This is a genomic window from Iodidimonas sp. SYSU 1G8 (assembly GCF_039655775.1).
Classification (GTDB): domain Bacteria; phylum Pseudomonadota; class Alphaproteobacteria; order SMXS01; family SMXS01; genus RI-34.
On the sequence record NZ_JBBYXJ010000001.1, the window covers coordinates 2234922 to 2257563 of the forward strand.

Here is a 22642-nt window from a genome sequence, read left to right on the forward strand (position 1 = left end):
GGCTACGCGGCATTAATCCCCATTGTTATCCACAGGCCGGAAGCCCGACTCGGCGAGCAGCGCGGCGGTGGCGGGCTCGATCCGTCCAGCCAGCTCGGCCATGAACTCCCGCTTGTCGAGGCCGGGCGGGATGGGCGGCAGATAGTGGATGATCACCGTTCCCGGGTGCTTCGCGAGGGCGTTCTTGCCCCAGAACAGCCCGGAATTCAGTGCCACGGGCACGACGGGCACCTTGAGATGCCGGTAGAGGCCGGCCACGCCGGGGCGGTAGTCGGGCACCGCGCCCGGCGCCGACCGGGTGCCTTCGGGAAAGATCAGCACAGGGCGGCCCTCGGCCTTGATCCGGTCGGCGGCGCGCAGCATCTGCCGCATGGCGCCCGCCGAACCCGCGCGGTCGATGGGGATCATGCCCATGCGCTGGCTGAACCAGCCATAGAGCGGGATCGCCAGCAACTCCTTCTTCATGACGATGCCGGGATCGCGCAGCAGTATCTGGAACAGGAAGGTTTCGTAGGCCGACTGGTGCTTGGACGCGACGATGAACGTGCCTTCGGGCACATGCTCGGCGCCGCGCACCTCGTAGCGGATGCCGGCGATGTGGCGCACCAGCCATTCGGCGCCGGTCGCCCAGATGTTCTGCGCGTTCATCGACCAGCGCGGCGGCCCGACCAGCGCCGGCGAGAGCCCGATGACGGCGATGGCGGTCCACGCCCAGAACGACAGCGTGAACAGCACGGACCGGATCATCATCATGCGTTGGGCGCTCCGGCGATGCGGTCATAGAGGTTGGCTTTCGCCCAAACGACCAGCAGCTTGTTGTATTCGGCGAACAGGATGCGCGCGGAGGGCGCGTGACGCCACCATGTCGCGGGCCGGACGTAGTCGCTGAATACCGGATGGGGCACCAGCACCAGATCCCTTGTGTAGCGCCGGATTTCCAGCAGGCTGCGCTTCATGTGGAAATCGGCGGTGACCACCCGCAGCGAGCGGTACTCGTGCCGCGCGGCCCATTCGGCGATTTCCTGGGCATTGCCGACCGTGTCGAGCGCCTGCCGGCCAATATCGATGCAACAGGCGAACAGGTCGACGTCACGGCGCCGGTTGAGGCCCAGGCTCTGAATCAGCTCGGGGTCGTTGGTGCGGGCGTTGACGCCCGAGATCAGCAGCCGCTCGCCATGCCCGCCCGCCAGCAGCGCCACCGCCTCGCTGAGGCGCGAGGGACCGCCGGTCAGGACCACGATGGCGTCGGTGTGGCGCAGCTTGGTGGGCGGCACATCGGGCAATTCGTGGATGTAGTTGAGGAACCCCGCGAGCCAGCCCGCCGCCGCGAGCAGGACGAGGAGCAGCAGCTTGCGCATGTCAGTTCATGTCCGCCAGCGCGCGCTTCACCGCGAACCGCGCCGTCAGCATGGTGATCAGGCCGGCGGCGAAGGGCAGCACCAGCAGGCTCGCGAGCACGCGCCGGTCCGGAATCAGCTGCGGCAGCAGCGCGCCTTCCAGCCGCTGATTGACGAAATGGATCGCCAGCATGCCGAGGCCGAGGAAGATCAGGCCGAGAATGGCGCCCTTGATCCCGACCACAAGGAACCGCCGCTGGTAGGCGCCGGCGATCAGTCCGTCGCGCGCGCCCATCATGTGCACGATTTCCACCGTGTCGCGCTGCGCCGCCAGATTGGCGCGGGTGGCGAAGACGATGATGACCACCGTCGCCAGGCCGACGAGGCCGACGATGATGCCGCTGACCCATTGCACGATGCGCATCAGCACCAGCAGATCGGCGAGCCAGCGCTCGTGGGCGTCGACGCGCACGCTGGGCGCGACCTTGACGAGGGCCTGGCCCAACGCTTCCACATCCACCGTCGCCTCGGGCGCCAGCTTGACGTCGATCAGCGCCGGGATCGGCAGGTCGGGGCCGACATTGCCCTTGCCGAGCCAGGGCTCGAGCAGCGCCGCGACTTCGTCGCCTGTTTCCTCGCGCGCGTCGGCGATGCCGGGCGTGCGCCTCAGCTCGTCGAGCACGGCGGCGACTTCCCTGGCGCGGCCGTCCGGGTCGGCGTTGATGACCTGCACGGTCAGGCTGCGCGACAGGCCCTCGTGCCAGGTCTGCGCGGTGGCCTGCAGCCCGAGCGCGACCAGCATGGCCACGCCGGCCAGGAACACCATGACGGCGACGACCCAGGGCAACAGGCGGCCATGGACGTTTTCACTGGGCAGGAAGCGGATCTGTCGGAACATGAAACTCGCGAATGGTTCGGCCGGCCGGTCAGTCGCGGGAGGATCCCAGGGCCTGCGGCATGGCATCGGGCAGTTTGGGGCCGGCGAACGATCCCGGCAAGAGCGTGGCGTCGGCGCCCGGCGGCAGTTCTATCAGGTCTCCGGCCTCCAGATGAAGCCTCGGCACTTCGATACTCTCCACCAGCCGCATGTCGTGGGTGGCAATGACGGTGGTGGTGCCGAGACGATTCAGTTCGATGAACAGCCGCATCAGGCGGTCGGCCATTTCCTCGTCCACGTTGCCGGTGGGCTCGTCGGCCAGCAACACGGACGGACGGTTGATGACCGCGCGGGCGATGGCGACGCGCTGCTTCTCGCCGCCGGACAGGGTCGACGGCCGGGCCTGCATGCGGTCCTTCAGGCCGACCCAGACCAGCAGCTCCTCCACATGGTTCTTCACCTCCGATTTTGGCGCGCCGCTGATGCGCAGCGGCAGCGCCACATTGTCGTAGGCGGAGAGGTGGTCGAGCAGCCGGTAGTCCTGGAAGACCACCCCGATGTTGCGCCGCAGCCGCGGCAGCGCCGAGCGCTTGGCGGTGACGATATCGACGCCCATCATGCTGATCAGCCCGCGCGACGGTCGCTCGGACAGATACATCAGCTTCATCAGCGACGACTTTCCGGCGCCGCTGCGGCCGGTGAGGAAGTAAAAGGAACCGCGCTCCAGGTGGAAGGTTATGTCGCGCAGAACCTCCTCGCCCATGCCATAGCGCATTCCAACATTGTCAAAGCGGATCATGCATGACACCCTAACGCATCGGCTTTGGACTGTCTCAGTAAAGTGGACGGGATGGCTTCGTTCACGTTGACGCGCCCGTCGCGATCGGGGACGGTGCCCGGGCCAACCCAACCCAGTATATAACCGTTTCTCAGGTCGCATCGCCTCTTATGATCATTACATGCCCCAACTGCTCGACGCGCTACACGCTGCCGCAGGACAAGATCAAGCCGGGGGGACAACGGGTCCGATGCGCCAAGTGCGGCAATGTCTGGCATCAGCAGCCAGACGAGGCCGCGGCGCCTGAGCCGGTCGCCGAACCCGTCTTCGTGCCGCCATCGGGCGCCGATCTTCCCGCCGACGCCGCCGCGGCCATGCCGCCGGACGAGGCTCCGCCTGCCGCCGCCGCGCCGCCTGCACCTGCCGAACCGGCCCCGGCGGCCGCGGGCTTCGCCGATTTCCATCAGGAGACGAAACCGCTAAGCGGCTCCAAGGAGGAGTTGGTGCGTCCGAGGCCAGGCGACGACGGCGATGACTCGGGTGGCGCGGGTCGCAAATGGGCCATCGCCGCCGTGATCCTGGTCGTCTTCGCGCTCGGTGCGGCCGTCCTGTTCAAGGACCAGCTGGCGGCGCTGACAGGGCTCGGCGGACCGGCCGTCACCGAGACGGCCGCGCCGGCGGCGAGCGAGGCGCCGCCCGCGCCGGTCCCGGAAGAGCCGGTTCCCATGACGCTGGATTTTGAAAACGTCGAGTCCTCGGTCGAGGAAATCGACGGCATCCGGTACCTGCAGTTACAGGGCGTGCTGATCAACAAGGGCGACCGGAAGCAGACCGTGCCGCCCCTGTCCTTCGAAATGCGCGACAAGGACGGCAACAGCCTGGGGCAATGGGTATTCGAGGTAGAGACGCAGACCTTGGAGCCCTTTGCCAAGGCACCGTTCAAGAGCCGCAAGGACCTGCCGCCCGTGGCGCTTTACGAACTGGTGCCGGGCTTCTCCATTCCGGGTCAGGCGCAAGCCGGAACCGCCGGAGCCGCGCCGGGCGAGGCGGCGGCGACCGCCGAAGGCGCGCCCGCCGCTGGTACCGGCACCCCCGCGCAACCGGCGGCATCCGCGCCCGCGACCAACTGAGAGGGTCTCAGCCCTTCCGGGCGGTGACGATCCAGGCGCCCGCCGAGAGCATCACGCCGCGCTCGGTCCGGTAGGTCTCCAGCGCCGCGCGCACGGCCTCGCGCGCCTTGGCGCGGGTCGCTTCGTCCGCGTCCTTGAGCAGCGCCGAGACCGGACCGATCTCCAGACTGAAATCCACCGCGTCGTCCAGCACCAGCATGCCGCCCAGCACGACCTTGGGCGCGAAGGGCTCGATGGCGATGTCGGTGAAGCCGGCCTCGGTCAGGATGCGCCGGATGCGTTCGGGATCGCCGAACGAGAACGGCCCCGGATCCTCGGGTCCCGGCCGCTCGGGCGGCGGCACCAGCGGCAATACCGCCTTGAGCTGCAGCGACACCCACTGATTGCGGTCGAGCGGCTGCCAGCAGGCAAAGGCGATGCGCCCGCCGGGGCGTAGCGCGCCGTGGACGTTGCGGAACGCCGTCGCCGGGTTGCGGAAGAACATGACGCCGAAGCGGGAGAAGGCCAGATCGAAGCTTTCCTCGTGGAGCTTGCCGGTTTCCACGTCCACCAGTTCGAAAAACACGTTGGTCATCTCGGTCTGCGCCGCGAGATATTCGGCGCGCGCCAGCATGGGTTCCGAGATATCGACGCCGACCACCTCGCCGGTCACGCCGACGAGGCGCGAGAGGTCGATGGTGGTTTCGCCGCAGCCGCAGCCGATGTCGAGCACAGCCTCGCCGGAGCGGACGACGGCCTGGCGGATGGCCTCGGCGCCGAAAGGCTCCAGCATGGCGTCGAGGGCGTTCTGGTAGCGGACGAATTTCTCGCCGCCCTCGCCGTTCCAGAACTCGATCTGTTCGGCGTTGGGACCGGCCGCTTCAAGCGTCTGCATGAATTCCTCCCATGGACCAAGCCGGGAGTATGAGACGCGGCCCCGGTCAACGCAACATGGTGGACGGCGGCGGCGCCGCGCCATACAAATTCAACCGCACAGCGGGGAGCAGGCATGGACACGGGATTCGTCACCAGCGCGGACGGCACGCGCCTGTTCTACCGGGACAGCGGCCAGAGCGATCTGCCGGCCATCCTGTTCATTCACGGCTTCCTGCAGAACAGCCTGTCCTGGCAGTTTCAATTGGACGACCCCGAGTTGGGCGACGCCTTCCGGCTGGTCGCGTTCGATCTGCGCGGCCACGGCCAGTCCGGCAAGCCGGAAGCGCCGGAGGCGTATCTGGAAGCCCGGCGCTGGTCCGAGGATGTCAGCGCGGTGCTGGATGGCCTGGGCATCGACCGGGCGGTGCTGGTGGGCTGGTCCTATGGCGGCTATGTGATCGCCGATCATCTGCGCCATGCGGGACCGGCGCGCGCCGCCGGCCTGGTGATGGTCGGCACCAGCCTTCATCTGGGCGGAGAGGCGGCGGCCCGCATCCTGTCGCCGGACGTGGCCGGGATGTTCCCGCGCCTGGTGTCGAGCAATCCGGCCAAGAACATGCCTGCGCTGCAGGCCTTCGCCGGCTACCTGACCGCCGAGCCCATGCCGGAGTCGCTGTATTACGAATGCCTGGGCTATGCGGCGGTGGTGCCGCCCCATGCGCGCTTCAACATCCTGCACCGCGAGGCTGACAACACGGCGCTGGCGCGCGAGAGCGGCCTGCCCGTGCTGGTGCCCCATGGCAGCGCCGACATGCTGATGCCGCTGAGCGCGGGCGAGCATGTGGCGGCGTCCTTCCCGCAGGCCCGCCTGTCGGTCTATGAGGGCACCGGCCATTCCCCCTTCATGGAGGAGATGGACCGCTTCAACGCCGAGCTGTTCACTTTCGCCGCCGCCAGTTTCGCCTGAAAGGACCCATCATGAGCCAACCCGTCCGCCTTTATCTGATCCGTCACGGCCAGGCCACCGGCGGCTGGGACCAGGACATGGACCCCGGCCTGAGCGATCTGGGCTGGGAACAGGCCAGCGAGGCCGCCGCGTCCCTCGAGAGCCTCGGCCCGCTGCCGATCGTCACCAGCCCCATGCGCCGCACCCAGGAAACGGCAAGGCCCTTCGCAGCGCAGTGGGGCACCGTGCCGCGCATCGAGCCGCGTATTTCCGAAATCCCCTCGCCCAGCGAGGATCTGGAGGCGCGCAAGGCCTGGCTGCTCGAGGCCATGGCCGGGACGTGGAAGGACGACGCGGCCCAGCGCGCGGGCGAGCACGATCTGATCGCCTGGCGCGACGGCGTCATCGACGCGATCCGCGAAATCCGCGAGCCGACCGTCATCACCTCGCACTACATCGCCATCAACGTCATCGCCGGTCACCTGCTGGGCAATGACGCGCTGGTGTGCTTCCGGCCCGACAATTGCTCGATCACCGTCGTGGAAAACCATGACGGCGTGCTCAAGCTGGTGGCGCTGGGCCGCGAGGCGGAAACGGAAATCCGGTAAATCGCATTGCCAAACCCGTCCGGTCCGGGCTTCAATGGCCGCTCATCGGGGAGATGACCATGAGTGAACGCAAGGGAATGCCCGGGCTGCGCGGCGTCGAGCACATCGGCATCACCGTCCCGGACTTCGACGAAGCCTATGATTTCTTCGTCAACGTGATGGGTTTCCGGCCTTTCTACCGCCACGGCCCCTACAAGGGCGAGTGGATGGAGGGCACGCTGAACGTGCATCCGGAGGCCGAGATCAGGAAGGTGCAGCAGCTGTGCGGCGGCGCCGGCCTGAACATCGAGCTGTTCGAATACGCCTCGCCCGACCAGCGCCAGAAGATGCCGCGCAACACCGACTGGGGCGGCCACCACATCGCCATCTATGTGGACGACATGGACGCCGCCGTGGCGCATCTGAAGGCGCATGGGGTACGGATCATGAAGGGCGGCGATCCCGGCCCGGAGATCGCCAGCGGCCCCGAGGCGGGCGCGCGGTCATGCTATTTCCTGACGCCCTGGGATTTCCAGATGGAACTGATCAGCTATCCGGGCGGCAAGGCCTACGAGAAGGATTACGAGGAGCGGCTGTGGGACCCACGGCATCCTGGACGATAAGGGGGAGAACGAGACATGGTGGGACGGGTCGAAGGTAAGGTGTGCGTCGTCACGGGCGGCGCGATGGGATTGGGCGAGGCGGATTGCCGCTTGCTGGCGCAGGAAGGCGGCACCGTCATCATCGCCGACATCGCCGATGAAAAGGGCAAGGCCCTGGCGGCGGAGATCGGCGCCGAATACGTGCATCTCGACGTCACCACCGAGGCGGCGTGGATCGACTTCATCGCCCATGTGAAGCAGACATACGGCAAGCTGAACGTGCTGGTGAACAATGCCGGCATCGTCATTCCCGCCACGGTGGAAACCTGCACCGAAGACCAGTGGCGCAAGGTCAACGCGGTGAGCACCGACGCCACCTTCTTCGGCATGAAGCATGCCATTCCGCTGATGCGCGAGAGCGGCGAGCCCTGTTCGATCATCAACATGTCGTCCATCGCCGGCATTGTCGGCGTGCCTTATGTGTTCGCCTACGCGGCGGCCAAGGGCGCCGTGCGCCTGATGAGCAAGGCGGCCGCCGTGCACTGCGCTCAGAACGGCGACAAGATCCGGGTGAATTCGGTCCATCCCGGCGGCATCGTCACGCCCATGACCATCGCCGTGGGCAAGCAGGTCGCCGAAGCCCGCGCCGCCGACCCGCGCAACACCGCGCCGGTGCGCGGCACCCGCCCGGGCGAGCCCAACGACATCGCCTGGATGGTGGTCTATCTGGCCTCGGACGAATCCAAATACACCAATGGCGCCGAGATGATCGTCGACAACACGGTCACCGCCATGGAAGGCGTGGTGCCGTAGGACGCGGCGCTTCTCAGGCTATTGATGGGCTAGCACCGGTGGCCTGCGACGTGTCGATATAATTGACACCCGGGCAGAACTGTCTCATATATCAGACATGGACTACAGGGTTGAAACCCTTCCCGAGTTCGATGAGTGGCTTGACGCTATCACGGACGATGTCGCTCAGGCTGCCATCGCCAACCGGGTGGAGCGGATGCGCCGGGGTCTGTTCGGCGACTGGGCCGCTGTAGGCGACGGCGTCAGCGAACTGCGGGTGGATGTAGGACAGGGTTATCGCTCCTACTATGTCATCCGCAGGTTGACGACCGTGATCGTGCTCTGCGGCGGCACCAAGAAAACTCAGTCCAGGGATATCAGGCGCGCCAAGACATTGGCGGCGGACGTCTAGAAAAGGAGCCAACGCATGCCTCGTCAGACAAAGGCATTCGATGCGTCCAAGTACATCAGGACCCCGGCAGCCGAAGCCCGCTTCCTGAGTGACGCGCTGGAGAGCGGTCATGCCGGCCATATCGCCGATGCCCTTGGCGTCATCGCAAAGGCGCGCGGGATATCGAAGATCGCACGCGACAGCGGGCTCCCGAGAGCCACTATCTACTCGGCACTCAATCATGGCGCGAACCCCACGCTTGAGACCGTGCTGAAGATCGCGGCGGCGCTTGGCTATGGATTCACGCTGGCGCCGCAAGCAATCTCTGACAGTGAAGAGGCCATAGACCTGCAACAGGCCTGATGAGGCGGATTGCCCAGTCCGCTGGACCGCCGATCCGCCCCCCTATTCCGCAACCCCAGCCGCCGCCTGCCGCCGTCTTTCCAGTTCGGCGCGGACTTGCGCGTGGGATTCCTCGGTGATGGAGTAGCGCCAGGCGACCGCGCCGGCCGCGAGGAAGAAGACGGACGGGACCAGGGCGAACATGATCTTCAGGCCCTGGATCTGGTCGGGACCGTTGGTGAACACCTTCGGGTCAAAGCCGAACCAGGCCAGCCCCATCAGCGCCACCCAGGCGGCGAAGGAGGTCGAGGCTTTCTGCGCCACCGACCAGACGGCGAAATAGAGCGCGGCGCGGTCCTCGCCGCTGCGCAGGGAATCCACGTCGATGACGTCGGCTTTCATGGAGTTGGGCAGCGAGGCAAAGGCGCCGGCCGCGAAGCCCGAGAGGATGGTGAGCGGCGCCATCCACCAGAAATCGCCCGGGCCGTGCAGCATGTAGAACGGGTTGACGACGCTGATCATCACGAAGCTGGCGATCCAGGCCTTGTGCTTGCCGATGCGGCGCGACAGCCAGACCCAGAAGGGTACCGCGGCCATATTGAAGACGTAGAAGAACAGCAGCATGTAGATGCCGCGCTTCTCTTCGCCCACCACGTGCCGGATGTAATAGAGGTAAAGCGTGGTGGTGATGGCGAGCGCCGTGAAGCTGAGCAGGAACGCGAAGACCAGGCGCAGGAACGGCCCGTTGGTCCACATCAGCTTGAGGCCCGTCATCAGCGGCATGACCGAGCGAATGTAGTTCCGTTTCTCGTCCACCTGGGTCACGGTCAGCAGAATACAGACGGGAATCATCACGACGACGAGGATGCCGACCAGCTTCAGCGTCTCGCCGGTGCCGCCATAGCCGAACCACGCGAGCGCGATCACCGGCAGGACCTGGGCCAGCAGCTGGCCGATGACGCCGGCCATGGAGCGCCAGCCCGTGACCACCGAGCGTTCGTGGAAATCGGTCGTCAGCTCGGCCGCCCAGGCGTAATAGGGGATCAGCAGCATGGACCAGCCGATCCACATCAACATCATCCAGCCGGCCAGATACCAGATGGTGGCATCCGGCGGCGGCAGGAACAGCATGTAGAACGAGAGGGCCAGGATGGGCGCCGAGGCCAGGATCCAGGGCCTGCGCCGGCCCCAGCGCGACTGGCTCATGTCGCTGAGCCGCCCGATCAGCGGATCGACCAGCAAGTCGAGCAGCCGGGTGATCAACAGGACATTCGCCACCATGACCAGGTCGAGCCCCAGGTCGCTGGTGTAGAAGTTCGGCAGGAAAACGGCCAGCGGGATGAGCGCCATCATGACGGGCATGTCCGTCAGGCCGTAGAAGAAGATGGTCCGTTTGCTCAGGCGGGCGCCCGCGGGCGCGGTCTCATGGTTCGGCATCGCTAATTTTCTCCCCGGTAACATGTTTGCAGGCTGGTATCGGGGTTGCCAAGCGAAACCCGCGTTGCGGAAGGCCTTGAGCCTGTTACATTTCTGTCAGGAAAGCGGCGCGCAGGGGAGCGGCGGCGCGAAACAGGGGACAATCATGATCAAATCCTTCGGCATGCTGCACAAGCGCGGCGACATCAGTCAGGAACAGTTCCACGCCCATTGGCGCGGCCCCCATGCCGAGCATGCTGTGAAGCTGGTGCCCATCATGCGCCGCTATGTCCAGAACCACCGGGCGGCGACGCCCTATCCCGGATACGCGCCGCCATCGGACGGGTGCCCCGAGGTGTGGCTGGATTCGGTGGAGACGGCGAAGATCCTGACCACCATGCCGGAATACATGACCGGCGCCTTCATCGACGAGCCCGCTTTCATGCGGGTGCGGTCGGACGGCGTGCTGGTGCGCGAGACGGTGGTCAAGGAAGGGCCGAAACTGTCGCGCGACGACCGGCCCGTGAAGGCGCTGTTCTTCCTGAAGCGCGGCGCCTCCGTGTCGCAGCGGGCCTTCGAGGATTTCTGGCTGCACCGGGACACGCCGCTGCTGACGGGTGGCGATCATCTCCAGCGCTGGGTCAAGTCCACGCTGGTGCCGCAGGCCTATGCGGGCACGGACGCGCTCTATGACGGGGTCGAGGAGCTGTGGTGGCCCGACCAGGCGGCCCATGACCGCGACGCGGCGACCGCCGCGCTGTCGCTGCAGCTGGACAAGCATGTGGACCGCAAGGCGACGCGGGTCATGTTCGTCGACGAGAACCGGGTCGTCTGGGACGACTGAGCCGCCCTACTGCTTCGGCATGCGGCTGTGCAGCGCGCCCGAGGCCTCGAGCGCGCTGATCCGCTCGTCGGGCACGCCCAGCTCGCGCATGACCTCGCGGTTGTGCTCGCCAAGACCCGGCGGGTCGTAGCGGAACGAGGCGGGTGACGCCGAGAACTTGACCGGCTGGCGCATGGAGCGATAGCCGCCTTCCCACGGGTGCTGCCGGTGCTCGAAGAAGTCGACGGCGCTCAGATGCTCTTCCGTCTTCAGATCCTCGATCCGGTTGACCTTCATGACCGGCACGTCCGCCTCGGTCAGCAGGCTCATCCAGTCGTCGCTGGTGCGGGTCAGCGTCACCTCGGCCAGCATGCGGTAAAGCTCGCGGATGTTGCCGGCGATGCCGGCCATGGACTTGAAGCGGGGATCGTCATCGGCGACGGGCGTGCCGCCGAGGCGGAACACGGTGCGCCACTGTTCGCTCGAATAGGGCATGATGCAGACATAGCCGTCCTTCGTGCGGTACGGCCTGCGGTGGGCGTTGATCACCCGATGATAGCCGTAATCGCCCAGCGGCGGCTCGTAGGTGTGCCCGTTCAGATGCTCGATCATCAGGAACGAGGTGAAGCTTTCCAGCATGGGCACCTCGACGAACTGGCCCTCGCCGGTGCGCTCGCGGTGGAACAGGGCGGCGAGCGTGGCATAGGCGGCGTGCAGGCCGGTGGTCTTGTCGGCGGCCAGGGTCGCCATGTAGCGCGGCTCCTCGTCCGGGTCGATCATGGTGTTGAGGCTGACGGCGCTGGCCGCGGCCTGCACCAGATCGTCATAGGCCGGGCGGCCCGCATACGGCCCGTCACTGCCGAAGCCGACCGCATGGACATAGACGATGTCGGGCCTGACCGCGCGGACGGCCTCGTAACCGAAGCCCAGGCGCTCGACCGCCTCGAGCCGCACATTGTGGAGAAACACGTCGGCGGTCTTGACCAGCTCCATCAGCGCCTCGCGCGCGCCTTCTTTCTTCAAATCGAGGCACAGCGATCGTTTGTTGCGGTTGCAGTTCATGAAGATGGGGCCGAAGCCGGCATGGGGCGAGTTGCCCGCCCAGCGGGTCATGTCCGACTGGGGCGATTCGACCCGGATCACGTCCGCGCCCAGATCGCCCATGATCTGGCCGGCATAGGGGCCGAGCACCACGGTCGACATGTCGATCACCCGGATGCCGTCCAATGGCCCGCGCTTGTCCTGCGTCATCGATTTCCCCGTCTCAATAAAGCTGGTTGGAGGGGGATATTGCCGGGTTAACGCGACTGAAAAAAGGGCTCTGTTGTTCAAGCGGGCCGGGTCGGCCGGTTTTTATTCCAGAACCGGGACGCCTCAACCTTTCGGCGGCGTCCAGTCGATACGCCGGATCGGGTCGGTCTTGCCGTCCCACGCCTCGTGCACGTCCTTCCAGTTCTGGAAGGAGGCACGGACCTGCGGGTTGTCCTGATACAGCTCGACGAAGCAGCCGAACAGATGGCGGGCATCCATGTAGGCGACGCGGGCGGCCGAGAACAGCTCGGTCACCGTCTCGCAGCCCGCCGCCTCGTAACGGCGCTTTTCCTCGTCGATGTCCGGCACCAGAAGGGCGAAATGGTGAAAGCCCTGTTCGCCCTTCTTGTACATGTCGCCATAGCAGGACGGCACGTCGTTGTGCACCTGCACCAGCTGGATATGGGCGGGGCCGGCCTGGCCGAACGCATAGGACACGTCCACATCGCACGGCTTGCCCCGATAGACCACGTCCTTGGACTTGTGGTGCGGCATGAGGAAGAACGGTCCGGCCCCCACGAAATCGACCCAGCGCATGCACGCCGCCTCGATATCGTCGACAACATAGGCGTATTGCTGAACGGGGTACCGGACCAGACTCATGCCGTGCGCTCCTATTCCGCCGCCAGGGACTGCTGCTGGCGCAGCCGCTCATTGGTGTCGTTCGGGTGGATCCACTCGTCGGTCAGCACCGGCTCGACCTTCAGATGCGCCGGCACCTGGTTCGGGCCGATCATCTTGTCGATGTTCTGGTGCATGTGGTAGATGCGCGCTTCCTGGTAGCAGAGCGGCACGCCCTTGAACGCGTAGGATTCCACGGACTTCTGGATCCAGTCGCCGAACTGGGTGTCCTCGGTGACGACCACGTTGAACCATTCGATGTGCTGGCGCCATTCGGCGGGCACCGGGCCATTGCCCCAATCCATGGCGAACCAGCGCAGCTCGAACTTGGTCTCGCGGATGTTCACCGGCCAGAAGTTCAGCACCGGGAACAGGGTCGAGCCGAGCGGCGAGACCCAGTTCGGTTCCACGTGATAGGACTGGGTGCAGGTGCGGCCGATCTCGCCCACCGTGTCGATCTGCGGCAGGTGCGTCGCCGTGGAGGCATAGCCGCCGCGCTTCTCGCGCACCCGGTTCGGCGCCACCATGCGGGAATGACCATGCGGATAGAGCGTGTTGACGTTGCCGCGGTAATCGAGCGCCGGGTCCACCGTCTGCGGATGGATCGACTTCACATGGTAGACTTCCATGTTCGCCTCGATGGCGATCTTCCAATTGCAGTGCAGATCCCAGACGTAGTGATCAACGAGGCGCAGCTTGTCGAACTGGAATTCCTTCCACTCGTCGGCGATCGGACCGAGATACTGCAGCAGCGGCATGGCTTCGTCGTCGAAGTTGACGAAGATCAGCTTGCCGTACCGCTCGGTGCGCACCGGATACAGGCTGCGGCACTCGAAATCGAAATCGATGAAGTCGCGCTTGTCGCGGATGCCGATCAGGTCGCCCTGATGGTTGTAGGTCCAGCCATGATAGTTGCAGACCAGGCCGTGCTCGGCATGGCCGCGCTGTTCGGTGACGACCGGCGCGCCGCGGTGACGGCAGGTGTTGTAGAACGAGCGGACCTCGCCATCCTTGCCGTGCACGATGACGATGGGCTGGCGCGCCATCTCCCACAGCATGTAATCGCCCGGGTTGGGGATGTCGTCCAAGGTGGCGGCAAGCATCCAGGTCTTGCGCCAGTAGTGCTTGTTCTCCAGCTCGAAGAATTCCGGATCATTGTAGCGGCCGGCGGGCACGTCCGGGAATTTCGGGAAACCGGCGGGCGGCGACTTGCGCTTGAACTCGAAATCGATCTGTTGGCGGATTTCCTGGATTTGCTGTTCAGTCAGCATGTCACCGTCTCCTGATTGAGCATATTATGCACGGATGCATCTTTGCATGGTTCGCTGGATCAGCCAACAGCGGGGGTTAGCCGCAGCGGCAGTTTGGTCGGTCCCCGCAGCGCGAAGCTGGGGTGGTAATGGATGTCTTCCGGCGCGACGGCCAGTTCGATGGCGCTGAAACGGTCGAGGAAGGCGCGGAAGCTGACCAGCATCTCGGCACGGGCCAGCTGCGAGCCGACGCAGTGATGAATGCCGGAGCCGAAGGCGATGTGCGCGCCGTTGTTCTTGCGGTCCAGGTCGAAATCCTCGGCCCGCTCGAACTTGGCGGCGTCGCGGTTGCCGGCGGCATAACGGATCATCACCGTCGCCCCTTTCGGGATCGCGACGCCGCCCAGTTCCGTGTCCTCGGTCACATAGCGGAACAGGCCCTGCACCGGCGATTCGACCCGCAGAATCTCCTCGACGAACTTTGGCAGCAGGTCCGGCGCGGCGCGCAGCCGCGCCTGGAGCGCCTGATCCTCGGCGAGCCGCTGGAGGCCGTTGGCGATGCCGTTGGTGGTGGTCTCGTTGCCGGCGACGAGGATTTGCTCGACGATGGAGAGCACCTCCTTGTCCGTCAGCGGCCGCTCGCCATCATAGGTCGCCTGCACCAGGTCGCTCATGATGTCGTCGCGCGGCTCGATCCGGCGTTCGGCCATGCGGGCGATCATGTAGTGCTGCATTTCGACCACCTTCTCGGCGGCATCGATCAGCACCTCGTCCGGCACCTTCATGCCCAGACCGATCACCCAGGCGTCGGACCATTCCTTGAACTTCTGGAAGTCGGCGCGCGGCACACCGAGCTGGTCGGCGATGACGTACATGGGCACCGGCACGGCGAAATCGGCGACGCCGTCGCAGGCGCCGCGCGCCGCGAACTGGCCGACCAGCTCATCGACCACGTCGGTGATGTAAGCCTCCATCTGGCGGATGCGGCCCGCGCGGAAGGCGTCGTTGACCAGGCCGCGATAGATGGTGTGTCCGGGCTGGTCGTTGTTGACGATGGTCGGCATGAACCGGCCATAGCCCTTCTCGTTGATGATCCGCTCGGCTTCCTCGCAGTAGAGGCCGGCGCGGCGGCCCGACGGCGCCAGGTTGGAATAGATCTTCGGGTTCTTCATGACCTCCATCAGAAGGTCATAGGTCGTGACGATATACATGCCCGTCTCGGGCATCAGATAGACCGGCGCCTCGTTGCGAAGCACTTTGTAGTAGTCGAAAGGACACTGCTGCACGGCAGGATCCAGCAGGCTGAATTGCTGCGGCTTGTTCATCGCGAGACACTTCCCCGTATTCCCGATGTCATGGAGTTTGGGCGCTGAGGCCTGTAACGTCTACCTCTCGGAATCGACAGGTTGGGGGAGTGCCGCGCGAGGATGGGACTGAACGACGTCAATGCGTGCCTGGACGCGCTGGAGACCGCGACGCGCCTCGCCGACGGCGTCAGCCTCTTGCGACGGATCGGAGAGCTGATCGGGGTGCCGCTGGTGGCGGCGCTCGACGACATCTCGACGACCGTGCCGCTGACCGACGAGAAGGGCAACCGGCTCGCCGAGCTGTTCGGCTGGAACAAGGTGGCCATCGACGAATGGGTCGAGCAGAACTTCACCCTGCTGAGCCCGACGACGCATGCCTGCCGTTTCCAGCACCTGCCGTTCTTCTGGCAGGCCAACGACCCATGGCCGCACGAGGACACGCTGGAGCCGATCCAGCGCAAGGTGCTGGAATGGCAGGTGGCGCACGGTATCCACGGCGCCATCATCGTGCCGACGCACATGTCGCGCGGGCGGGTGGGATCGGTCTCGTGGCTCAACCGGGACCCGGATCTCGACCTGGAGCCGATCTGGCGCCGCCATCGCCGCGCGCTGCTGCTGGCGTCCATGCAGTTCATGCAGCTGGCGGACGCGGCGCGCGGCATCCAGGCGCCCGAGACCGAATTCATCTACCTGACCAGCCGCGAGATCGAGTGCCTGACCTGGGCGGCGCGCGGCAAGACCGATCAGGAAACCGGCGTCATCTTGTCGATCTCTCCATCGACGGCGCGGTTTCACATCGAGAACGCCACACAGAAGCTGAACGCGGTCACGCGGACACAGGCCGTGGCCAAGGCCGCGCAGCTGGGGATCATCGGGCCGATTTTCTAGGCTAGCGGCGCCAGTTCTCGACGAGCAGGTCCGGCACGCGCGTGAACTCCTTGGTGCTGTCGGTCACGACCGTGCAACCCAGCGCCAAGCCATGGGCCGCGATGAACAGATCGTTCGCTCCGATCAATGCGCCGTTCCGCTCAAGGTAGGAACGAATTCTGCCATAGGCTTCGTCCGCGGGGCTTTCGAACGGCAGCACGACAATTCGTTCAAGAAAGTCCTCGATCCGCCGCCGAAGACGGTCTGAGGCGCCCTTGGACAACCAGAAACGAAGCTCCGAGGCGACGACGATGCTGGTGCAGACATTCTCGCTTCCGACATCGGTCACATGCCGTGCCAGAGGACCTAGCGGATCGCGGGCCATGACCGAGAGAATGTTGGTGTCGAGCAGGTAGCTCGCGGATCGACGAGTTCCGGTGGCCGGTCGTCAATCTCAGGCAAATCCTCATCTATGGGCTCAAGCGTCGCCAGCCACTCCGCCAGGGGCTGCTTCCTGGCGGCTTCGATGATGATCCTGTCGCCTTCCTTACGCATGACGGCATCGTCACCCGGAAGCTCGAACTCCTTCGGGATACGCACGGCCTGGCTCCGGCCGTTTCTGAAAAGCTTTACCTGGCGTTCCACGCCCATGGGCGACTCCATCCGGCATAGGCCTTAGCATATGCCGGATAGTGCGCGTCGTCCAAGGCGCAAGAGCGGGATCAGGTCTGCGAGGCGAGGACCCAGAGCCGGTCGGCGCCGGCCTTGGCCACCTGGCGGCCCAGTTCGGCCTGCCAGTAGGGCTCGCCGCCGAACTCGTCGCGCCAGGCCCACATGCGGCGGGTAAACTGGTGCAGCGCGTATTCGTGGGTGAAGCCGATGGCGCCGTGGGCCTGATGGGCCAGCTCGGCGGCCACGCCGGCCGCCTCGCCCACGCGGGCCTTGGCGACGGCGATGTTGATGCCGTTATCGCCTGCTTCCGTGCTCTCGATCGCGGCATCGGCCGCCGCGGAGGCCGCCGCCACCTGACCGGCCATGGCCGCCATGGACTGCTGCACCGCCTGGAACTTGGACAGGGTGCGGCCGAACTGGACACGGTCCTGCACGTACTGCAGCGACATCGCGAGAATGCCTTCCATGGCACCCGCCATCTGTACCGAACGCGCCAGCGCACCGAGACGCATCAGCGCCTCGAACGCCACGGCGCCGCCGACGACGGTCGCGGGCGCGCCGTCGAAGATCACGGTGTCGCGCGGTTCGCCGGCCATGCTCTTGCCCGGCTCGATCGTCACCTGGGCAGGATCGACCACCACGAGGCCTTCCGAGGTCAGCACCACGATGGCCGACGCATTGCGGGCGAACGGAATACGCGTCGCCGTTCCGGAAAGCTTGCCGCCGACGACCGCGATGGTCTCGTTGGCACGGACCGGGGCGACGGTGAGCGGTCCCGCCGGCACATCGGCGCCGGCCTGCGCCAGCAGGACGCCGGCGATCAGGGTTTCGGCCAGCGGCAGCGGCGCCGCGTAACGGCCGGAGGTCTTCAGGAAATAGAGGCCATCGCCGAGCGTGCCGCCGGCACCGCCGCGTTCCTCGGGCACCGAGGCCTGGGTCAGGCCGGACTCTTCCAGGGTCTGCCACAGGCCGGCGGGCCACTCGCCCTTCTCGGCCTTGTCGATCAGAACCTGATCGCAGATGTCACGGAAGATGCGGTCCGCCGTGTCGAGGATAAGAGTGCGCATTTCGTTCATCGTAGGCCGAGCCCCCTTGCGATCATGCCGCGCAGAATTTCGCGCGTGCCGCCCTGAATGGTGAGAGACGGGGCGATCAGCGTCGCCGTCTTCAGCATGGATTCATAGGTGGAGTTGCCGCCGGCGCCGTCTTCCGGCGAGCAGATGAGGCGGGCGACCTCGGGCACTTCCTTGCAGTAATTGGTGCCGAGATCCTTCACCAGCGCCGCTTCGGTGATGGGCATCTTGCCGTCCGCCAGCATGCCGGCGACCGACAGCGCCATGCCGCGCAGGGTGGCGAGATGGGCGGTCAACCTGCCGATGGCGCGGGCCTCGGTCTCGGTCGGATTGTCGCCGACCGAGCGGACCAGCTCGACCAGGGTCTGGAAGGTGCTGAGAATGCGTTCAGGGCCGCTGCGCTCGTAGGCCAGCTCGCTCATCACCTGTTCCCAGCCATTGCCGACCTCGCCGACCACGTTCTCGTCCGGCACGAAGCAATCGGTGAAGACTTCCTGGTTGAAATGATGCTCGCCCGCCAGATTGTAGACCGGGCGCACTTCGACGCCGGGCGAGTTCAGATCGACGATCATCTGGCTCATGCCGGCATGACGGTGCTGCGGATCGAGCGGCGAGGTGCGCACCAGCGCGATCATGTAGTGGCAGACGTGGGCCAGCGAGGTCCAGAGCTTGGTGCCGTTCAGTAGCCAGCCGCCATCGACCTTGGTGGCCGAGCAGCGGACCGAGGCCAGGTCGGAGCCGCTGTCCGGCTCGGACATGCCGATGCAGAAATAGGATTCGCCGCGCACGATCGGCGGCAGGAAGCGCTCGCGCTGTTCCTCGGTGCCGTATTTCAGGAGAAGCGGGCCGCTCTGGCGGTCGGCGACCCAGTGGGCGCCGCAGGGCGCACCGGCGGCGAGGACTTCCTCGATGATCACATAGCGGTCGAGGAAGGTCAGTTCGCGGCCGCCATACTTTTTCGGCCAGGTGACGCCGATGAACCCGGCGGCGCCGAAACGCCTGGAGAATTCGATGTCGTAGCGCGCCATGGCTTCCTGGCCGCGGCTGAAGCCGCCAGCGGCATAATCCTTCTCGAGAAAAGCGCGGATTTCGGCCCGCATGGCGTCCTGTTCGGGCGCCAACGTGCGTGGCGGATAGGTCAATGCTGTGCTCATGGTCTCCCCCTGGGCATCCTGGGTTCCGGGATGGGTTGGTTCCTCTACGCGAGGGATCCGCCGCCGGATTGGTGGCGTGCAACTTAGGCCGGTTCAGGTCTGACCTGCAAGGCTGCAGGGACTCTAGAGACTTTCGAAAATGACGTAGCCGTCCGTACGTTTCAGCACGGCCCAGCGGGCCGGCCCGAAGACGTCGGCCATCTCCGGCTCGACATAGATGACCCGGACCGGCGCGCCGCCCGACGCGGCCTTGGCAGCCAGATTATCGGCGACCTGAACGAGCAGTTCGCGGCCGAAGGGATTGTAGAAATAGCAGACCAGCGGCCCGTCCGGCGGCACGAAGGCACCCGCATCGCAGCAGACGGATTCCAGATCGAAGCACTGCTGCCCCTCGCCGCGATAGACGCGGATATTGGCCTCGCAGATATCGTGCAGTTCCCGGCTGTACTCGACGCCCATGATCTTGCCGAACGGATAGGACGACGCGACCAGCAGCACGCGGCCCTTGCCCGAACCGAAATCGATGAAGGTGTGCTCGCGGTAATCCACATCGAGCGCGCCGATCACCTGGTTGATGACCTCGATGCTGGTCGCCTGATAGCGGTGGGCGAATTTCGCCGCCTCGGCATCCACATTCAGCTCGCCCACCTCGAGGGTGCGAGCGGTATCGACACCATGCTTCTCGTCGAAGTCCATGTCCTTGGACCAGGCCACGGCGCGGCGTCCGATCAGCCGCATGAAGGCGTACCAGACATTGTAGAAGATCAAATAGACGAACCGGACCGGTCCGTGCCGCTTCCATGCCAGTGCGAGCCGGCGAAAATCCATTCCGTTCATCCTTCCGCCGCCGGTCCGCGCCGCAGCCAGCGTTTCACCAGACGCTTCAGCCCCAACCGGTCGAGGAGGCTACCGGCGCCCGCGCCCAGCGCCTCGACCAGTCCGCGCGCGCCGACCAGTGCATAATGTTTCGCCGACCGGCGCAACAGGTAAACATCGGCGCACCGGACCGAGCCGGTCGCGAACAGCGTCTTGTGCGGCCCCTCGCCCTCGGTGAAGTCGAAATAGCGAAAGCGTCCGTCCTCGAACAGGGTGCGCAGGGCGAGCAGCTGCAGCACGGTGCCGGGAGAGAGTGCCGACAGCGCCGGGTCGAAGCCCACATAGGCATAGAGCAGCGCCTCGCCTTCGGCCGGGCAGTAGATATAGGCAGCGGGCGCGCCGCCAAGGAACAGCAGGAAGCCGTAGACGCGCCCGATCTCGGCCAGATCGCGCATCTCCGCCAGAAAGCCGGCATCGTCCGGCAGGCCGGCATCCAGCAGCCGTTCCTGGTAGGTGAGCCGCGATACCTGCCGCGCGAGATGGTGGAACTCAACCATCTCCGCTGGCGTCCGATAGACACGGAAATCCGCCGTGCCACCCGACTCAGTCTCGAATTTTTTCAGTTTGCGCAGCAGCGTCGAGCGGGTCTTGCCCGAGAACCGGGCCATGTAGCGCTCGTGGCCAAGCGACAGGTCGACGAAGCAGCGATTGTAGAGCGCCGGCACATAACAGATGTAGCCGTCGCGCGTCGCCAGCGGCGCCGGATCCCCGGCCACGGGCTGCGAGCGCCAGAGATAGCCGGCGCAGGCGCTCGGCAGCGGCTCGGCCGGCGTCCCCGGCAGGCCAGGCGCCCGGTCGAGAAAGGAGCCGCCGCGCACCAGCATGGTCAGCACCGGCGAGATCAGTTTCACGTCCCCCACCCGGAAAGGGAAGCGGACCTGCTGGATGCGCCAGTCGTCGTTCACCAGCGGCTTCCTGCTCAAGGACGGAGCGCGTTCACTGATAGAGCCGGCTGACCAGCTGCTCGACCATGCGGGCGCCGGTACGCACCGCGTTCGAACGGATGGGTAGGGCTTGCGGCGCCTCGGATAGCACCAGATCGGCGAAGCCTCGGGTCACGATGCCCTGCTCGCGCGCCCCGCCCAGAAAATGGCAGAGTTGTCCAAAGCGGTTGACCACCACCGGATCCGGCCTCGTGCGCGCGGGATTCATAAGCTCGAAGCCGTGCGACACCAGCACGGCGGTCGCCCGGCCCGCGACCTTGGCTGTCTTGAGCACCGCCGACATTTCGTTGAACGAAACGGCGCAGAGCTGCATGGGCCGCACATGGCCGGGGCGGTCGGAGAAATGGGTGACGGGGACTTCCCATATTCCGTCCACCTGGACAGCCGTTTCGAGTGGCTGGTTGAAATCGAGTGCGCAGTCCGAGCTCATATGGGCGAGATTGTAACTGGTATCGAAGACGAGGCCGCAGCGCGCCAGCGCCCGCAGGGTCGCACGATCGGCGCCGTAATTGCCGGCCCGGAACGCGACGATGTCGCCGACGCCGCAACGCGCCATCGCATCCAGGCCGATCTCGATCATGGCGGCCTGATCATCCTCGTCGAACTGGTGCATGTTGCGGCCCGTGCGGCCGCCGAAGGGATTGCCATCCCAGACACCGACCCATTCGGGATGCAGGTGCAACTGCACTTCGTGCCCGCCACCGCGGACCATGTCGACGGTGCGGGCCAGGAACTCGTCACCGAGCACGGCCGTATGCAGCGCCTCGATGAAGAACACGCCCTTAAGCCCGTGCGCGTTGAGGGCCTCGATCTGATAGCCAATGCCGTGCGCGCCATGCCGATGACGGCCGAGAATGCAGCGGGCGTAATTGTCGCGCGCGGCCTCGAGGTCGGTGCCGGCCGGCCAGAATTCCGTGTCCACGGTGATGAGCACATCGAGCATCCAGGCGCTCCCGCTTGTCGGCGCAAGCTGATTGTAAGGGCGCCGGAGCCATGCATTATAGTGCATGGGGAAGACACGGATAGGGGAGGAAAAATGGACGGCGTGAATCTCAGCGTATTCGGCACGACCGTGGGCCTGGCCTTCATCATGGTGGGCCTGGGCATTCTATATGCGTATCGCCGCATCCTGCCCTATGTGAAGGCGCCCGAGGCCCAGCCCCACAAGCCGCCGGCCATGATGATCGGCATCTTCGGCAACTTCATGAAGGGTTGCTATGCGTGCCTGACCGTGGGCGTGGCGCTGATCGTGGCTGCCAATGTGTTCGGCCCCGGCATTCCGCTGGCGCGCGGCCTGTCGCAGGTGCCCGTCACCCTGTACTACGCGGCGGCGCTGGGGTTGCTGTTGGTGCTCCTGACCTACAACGTGCTGCACCACCGGGTGCGCGCGGCGGTGGAGAATTTCGGCAACGAGGACAAGACGGCCGACCGGATCGCCCGGGTCCACGCCAATTACACCGAATATGTCCCCACCGGGCTGGGATTGCTGATCGCGCTGGAATGGTCCGGCGCGCCGACGGCCATGGTGCATTTCGGCGGCGCCCTGTTCACCCTGGCGCGCTACCTGCACGCCTGGGGTTACAGCAGGCATGAGATGGCCAGTTTCGGCCGCATCGTCGGCATCCAGTCGACGCTGCTGGCGCTGAGCTACATGGTGGTTGCCTCCGCCTACTTCATCCTGATTTCTTAAG

The 22642-nt window shown here is 65.7% G+C and carries 27 protein-coding genes; 10 read left to right on the forward strand and 17 right to left on the reverse strand.

Annotated features, from left to right (window positions below; genetic code table 11):
- Positions 1-12 precede the first annotated feature (12 nt).
- The 4 genes from WJU17_RS10520 to ftsE are packed head-to-tail and all read right to left on the reverse strand — an operon-like array spanning position 13 to position 3013.
- Positions 13-753, reverse strand: a complete 741-nt coding sequence (locus tag WJU17_RS10520) for a lysophospholipid acyltransferase family protein (RefSeq protein ID WP_346327280.1) — start codon at positions 751-753, stop codon at positions 13-15.
- A complete protein-coding gene (locus tag WJU17_RS10525; protein WP_346327281.1) occupies positions 750-1358 on the reverse strand; it encodes a YdcF family protein in 609 nt (202 codons plus the stop codon). Before WJU17_RS10525 ends, WJU17_RS10520 begins: the two co-directional genes overlap by 4 nt.
- A gap of 1 nt (position 1359) precedes the next feature.
- A complete protein-coding gene (locus tag WJU17_RS10530; protein WP_346327282.1) occupies positions 1360-2235 on the reverse strand; it encodes an FtsX-like permease family protein in 876 nt (291 codons plus the stop codon).
- 28 nt (positions 2236-2263) lie between these two features.
- Complete coding sequence (ftsE, locus tag WJU17_RS10535; protein WP_346327283.1) at positions 2264-3013, reverse strand: cell division ATP-binding protein FtsE; 750 nt, start codon at positions 3011-3013, stop codon at positions 2264-2266.
- 149 nt (positions 3014-3162) lie between these two features.
- On the opposite strand from ftsE, the gene WJU17_RS10540 reads away from it, so the two are divergent.
- Positions 3163-4122, forward strand: a complete 960-nt coding sequence (locus WJU17_RS10540; protein WP_346327284.1) for a zinc-ribbon domain-containing protein — start codon at positions 3163-3165, stop codon at positions 4120-4122.
- Between the two features lie 7 nt (positions 4123-4129).
- Here WJU17_RS10540 and WJU17_RS10545 read toward each other — a convergent pair whose 3' ends face one another.
- A complete protein-coding gene (locus tag WJU17_RS10545; RefSeq protein WP_346327285.1) occupies positions 4130-4996 on the reverse strand; it encodes a methyltransferase domain-containing protein in 867 nt (288 codons plus the stop codon).
- A gap of 114 nt (positions 4997-5110) precedes the next feature.
- Here WJU17_RS10545 and WJU17_RS10550 point away from each other — a divergent pair, with 114 nt between their 5' ends.
- The 6 genes from WJU17_RS10550 to WJU17_RS10575 all read left to right on the forward strand — a co-directional run bounded on the left by WJU17_RS10550 (position 5111) and on the right by WJU17_RS10575 (position 8658).
- Positions 5111-5944 (forward strand): alpha/beta hydrolase, encoded by an 834-nt coding sequence (locus WJU17_RS10550; protein ID WP_346327286.1) that lies wholly within the window; start codon positions 5111-5113, stop codon positions 5942-5944.
- Between the two features lie 11 nt (positions 5945-5955).
- Complete coding sequence (locus WJU17_RS10555; RefSeq protein ID WP_346327287.1) at positions 5956-6531, forward strand: histidine phosphatase family protein; 576 nt, start codon at positions 5956-5958, stop codon at positions 6529-6531.
- Positions 6532-6590: 59 nt separating this feature from the next.
- Positions 6591-7133, forward strand: coding sequence for a VOC family protein (locus WJU17_RS10560; protein ID WP_346327288.1), 543 nt, complete (start codon positions 6591-6593; stop codon positions 7131-7133).
- A 15-nt stretch (positions 7134-7148) separates the two neighbouring features.
- Positions 7149-7925: an SDR family oxidoreductase gene (locus tag WJU17_RS10565; protein WP_346327289.1), complete on the forward strand. Its 777-nt coding sequence runs from the start codon at positions 7149-7151 to the stop codon at positions 7923-7925.
- A 97-nt stretch (positions 7926-8022) separates the two neighbouring features.
- Positions 8023-8316, forward strand: a complete 294-nt coding sequence (locus tag WJU17_RS10570) for a type II toxin-antitoxin system RelE/ParE family toxin (RefSeq protein WP_346327290.1) — start codon at positions 8023-8025, stop codon at positions 8314-8316.
- 15 nt (positions 8317-8331) lie between these two features.
- Complete coding sequence (locus WJU17_RS10575; protein WP_346327291.1) at positions 8332-8658, forward strand: addiction module antidote protein; 327 nt, start codon at positions 8332-8334, stop codon at positions 8656-8658.
- Positions 8659-8700: 42 nt separating this feature from the next.
- Here the strand turns inward: WJU17_RS10575 and WJU17_RS10580 are convergent, their stop codons facing one another.
- The gene (locus tag WJU17_RS10580; protein WP_346327292.1) at positions 8701-10074 is read right to left on the reverse strand and encodes an MFS transporter; all 1374 of its coding nucleotides are present in this window, start codon (positions 10072-10074) and stop codon (positions 8701-8703) included.
- Between the two features lie 145 nt (positions 10075-10219).
- Here WJU17_RS10580 and WJU17_RS10585 point away from each other — a divergent pair, with 145 nt between their 5' ends.
- Positions 10220-10897 carry an EthD domain-containing protein gene (locus WJU17_RS10585; RefSeq protein ID WP_346327293.1) on the forward strand — a complete coding sequence of 226 codons (678 nt, stop codon included), beginning with the start codon at positions 10220-10222 and terminating at the stop codon, positions 10895-10897.
- Positions 10898-10903: 6 nt separating this feature from the next.
- Here WJU17_RS10585 and WJU17_RS10590 read toward each other — a convergent pair whose 3' ends face one another.
- The 4 genes from WJU17_RS10590 to WJU17_RS10605 form a co-directional block, all read right to left on the reverse strand.
- On the reverse strand, positions 10904-12127 hold the full coding sequence (locus WJU17_RS10590) for a CoA transferase (protein WP_346327294.1): 1224 nt from the start codon (positions 12125-12127) through the stop codon (positions 10904-10906).
- Between the two features lie 123 nt (positions 12128-12250).
- Positions 12251-12790 carry a VOC family protein gene (locus WJU17_RS10595; RefSeq protein ID WP_346327295.1) on the reverse strand — a complete coding sequence of 180 codons (540 nt, stop codon included), beginning with the start codon at positions 12788-12790 and terminating at the stop codon, positions 12251-12253.
- 11 nt (positions 12791-12801) lie between these two features.
- On the reverse strand, positions 12802-14079 hold the full coding sequence (locus WJU17_RS10600) for an aromatic ring-hydroxylating dioxygenase subunit alpha (RefSeq protein ID WP_346327296.1): 1278 nt from the start codon (positions 14077-14079) through the stop codon (positions 12802-12804).
- Positions 14080-14138: 59 nt separating this feature from the next.
- Positions 14139-15383 carry a cytochrome P450 gene (locus WJU17_RS10605; RefSeq protein ID WP_346327297.1) on the reverse strand — a complete coding sequence of 415 codons (1245 nt, stop codon included), beginning with the start codon at positions 15381-15383 and terminating at the stop codon, positions 14139-14141.
- Positions 15384-15485: 102 nt separating this feature from the next.
- On the opposite strand from WJU17_RS10605, the gene WJU17_RS10610 reads away from it, so the two are divergent.
- Positions 15486-16253, forward strand: a complete 768-nt coding sequence (locus WJU17_RS10610) for an autoinducer binding domain-containing protein (RefSeq protein WP_346327298.1) — start codon at positions 15486-15488, stop codon at positions 16251-16253.
- Position 16254: 1 nt separating this feature from the next.
- On the opposite strand, the gene WJU17_RS10615 is transcribed toward WJU17_RS10610, so the two are convergent.
- From WJU17_RS10615 to WJU17_RS10645, 7 genes are all read right to left on the reverse strand, one after another.
- Positions 16255-16617: a type II toxin-antitoxin system VapC family toxin gene (locus WJU17_RS10615; RefSeq protein ID WP_346327299.1), complete on the reverse strand. Its 363-nt coding sequence runs from the start codon at positions 16615-16617 to the stop codon at positions 16255-16257.
- Entirely contained in the window at positions 16599-16883 is a 285-nt protein-coding gene (locus WJU17_RS10620; RefSeq protein ID WP_346327300.1) for an AbrB/MazE/SpoVT family DNA-binding domain-containing protein, read from the reverse strand. The genes WJU17_RS10615 and WJU17_RS10620 overlap by 19 nt, the downstream gene beginning before the upstream one ends.
- Before the next feature lie 71 nt (positions 16884-16954).
- Positions 16955-17971, reverse strand: a complete 1017-nt coding sequence (locus WJU17_RS10625; protein WP_346327301.1) for an acyl-CoA dehydrogenase family protein — start codon at positions 17969-17971, stop codon at positions 16955-16957.
- Positions 17972-17976: 5 nt separating this feature from the next.
- A complete protein-coding gene (locus WJU17_RS10630) occupies positions 17977-19131 on the reverse strand; it encodes an acyl-CoA dehydrogenase family protein (protein WP_346327302.1) in 1155 nt (384 codons plus the stop codon).
- Positions 19132-19254: 123 nt separating this feature from the next.
- The gene (locus tag WJU17_RS10635) at positions 19255-19959 is read right to left on the reverse strand and encodes a hypothetical protein (RefSeq protein WP_346327303.1); all 705 of its coding nucleotides are present in this window, start codon (positions 19957-19959) and stop codon (positions 19255-19257) included.
- A 5-nt stretch (positions 19960-19964) separates the two neighbouring features.
- Complete coding sequence (locus WJU17_RS10640; protein ID WP_346327304.1) at positions 19965-20912, reverse strand: GNAT family N-acetyltransferase; 948 nt, start codon at positions 20910-20912, stop codon at positions 19965-19967.
- A 31-nt stretch (positions 20913-20943) separates the two neighbouring features.
- The gene (locus WJU17_RS10645; RefSeq protein ID WP_346327305.1) at positions 20944-21894 is read right to left on the reverse strand and encodes a polysaccharide deacetylase; all 951 of its coding nucleotides are present in this window, start codon (positions 21892-21894) and stop codon (positions 20944-20946) included.
- A 93-nt stretch (positions 21895-21987) separates the two neighbouring features.
- On the opposite strand from WJU17_RS10645, the gene WJU17_RS10650 reads away from it, so the two are divergent.
- Positions 21988-22641 carry an MAPEG family protein gene (locus WJU17_RS10650; protein WP_346327306.1) on the forward strand — a complete coding sequence of 218 codons (654 nt, stop codon included), beginning with the start codon at positions 21988-21990 and terminating at the stop codon, positions 22639-22641.
- Position 22642: the final 1 nt, after the last annotated feature.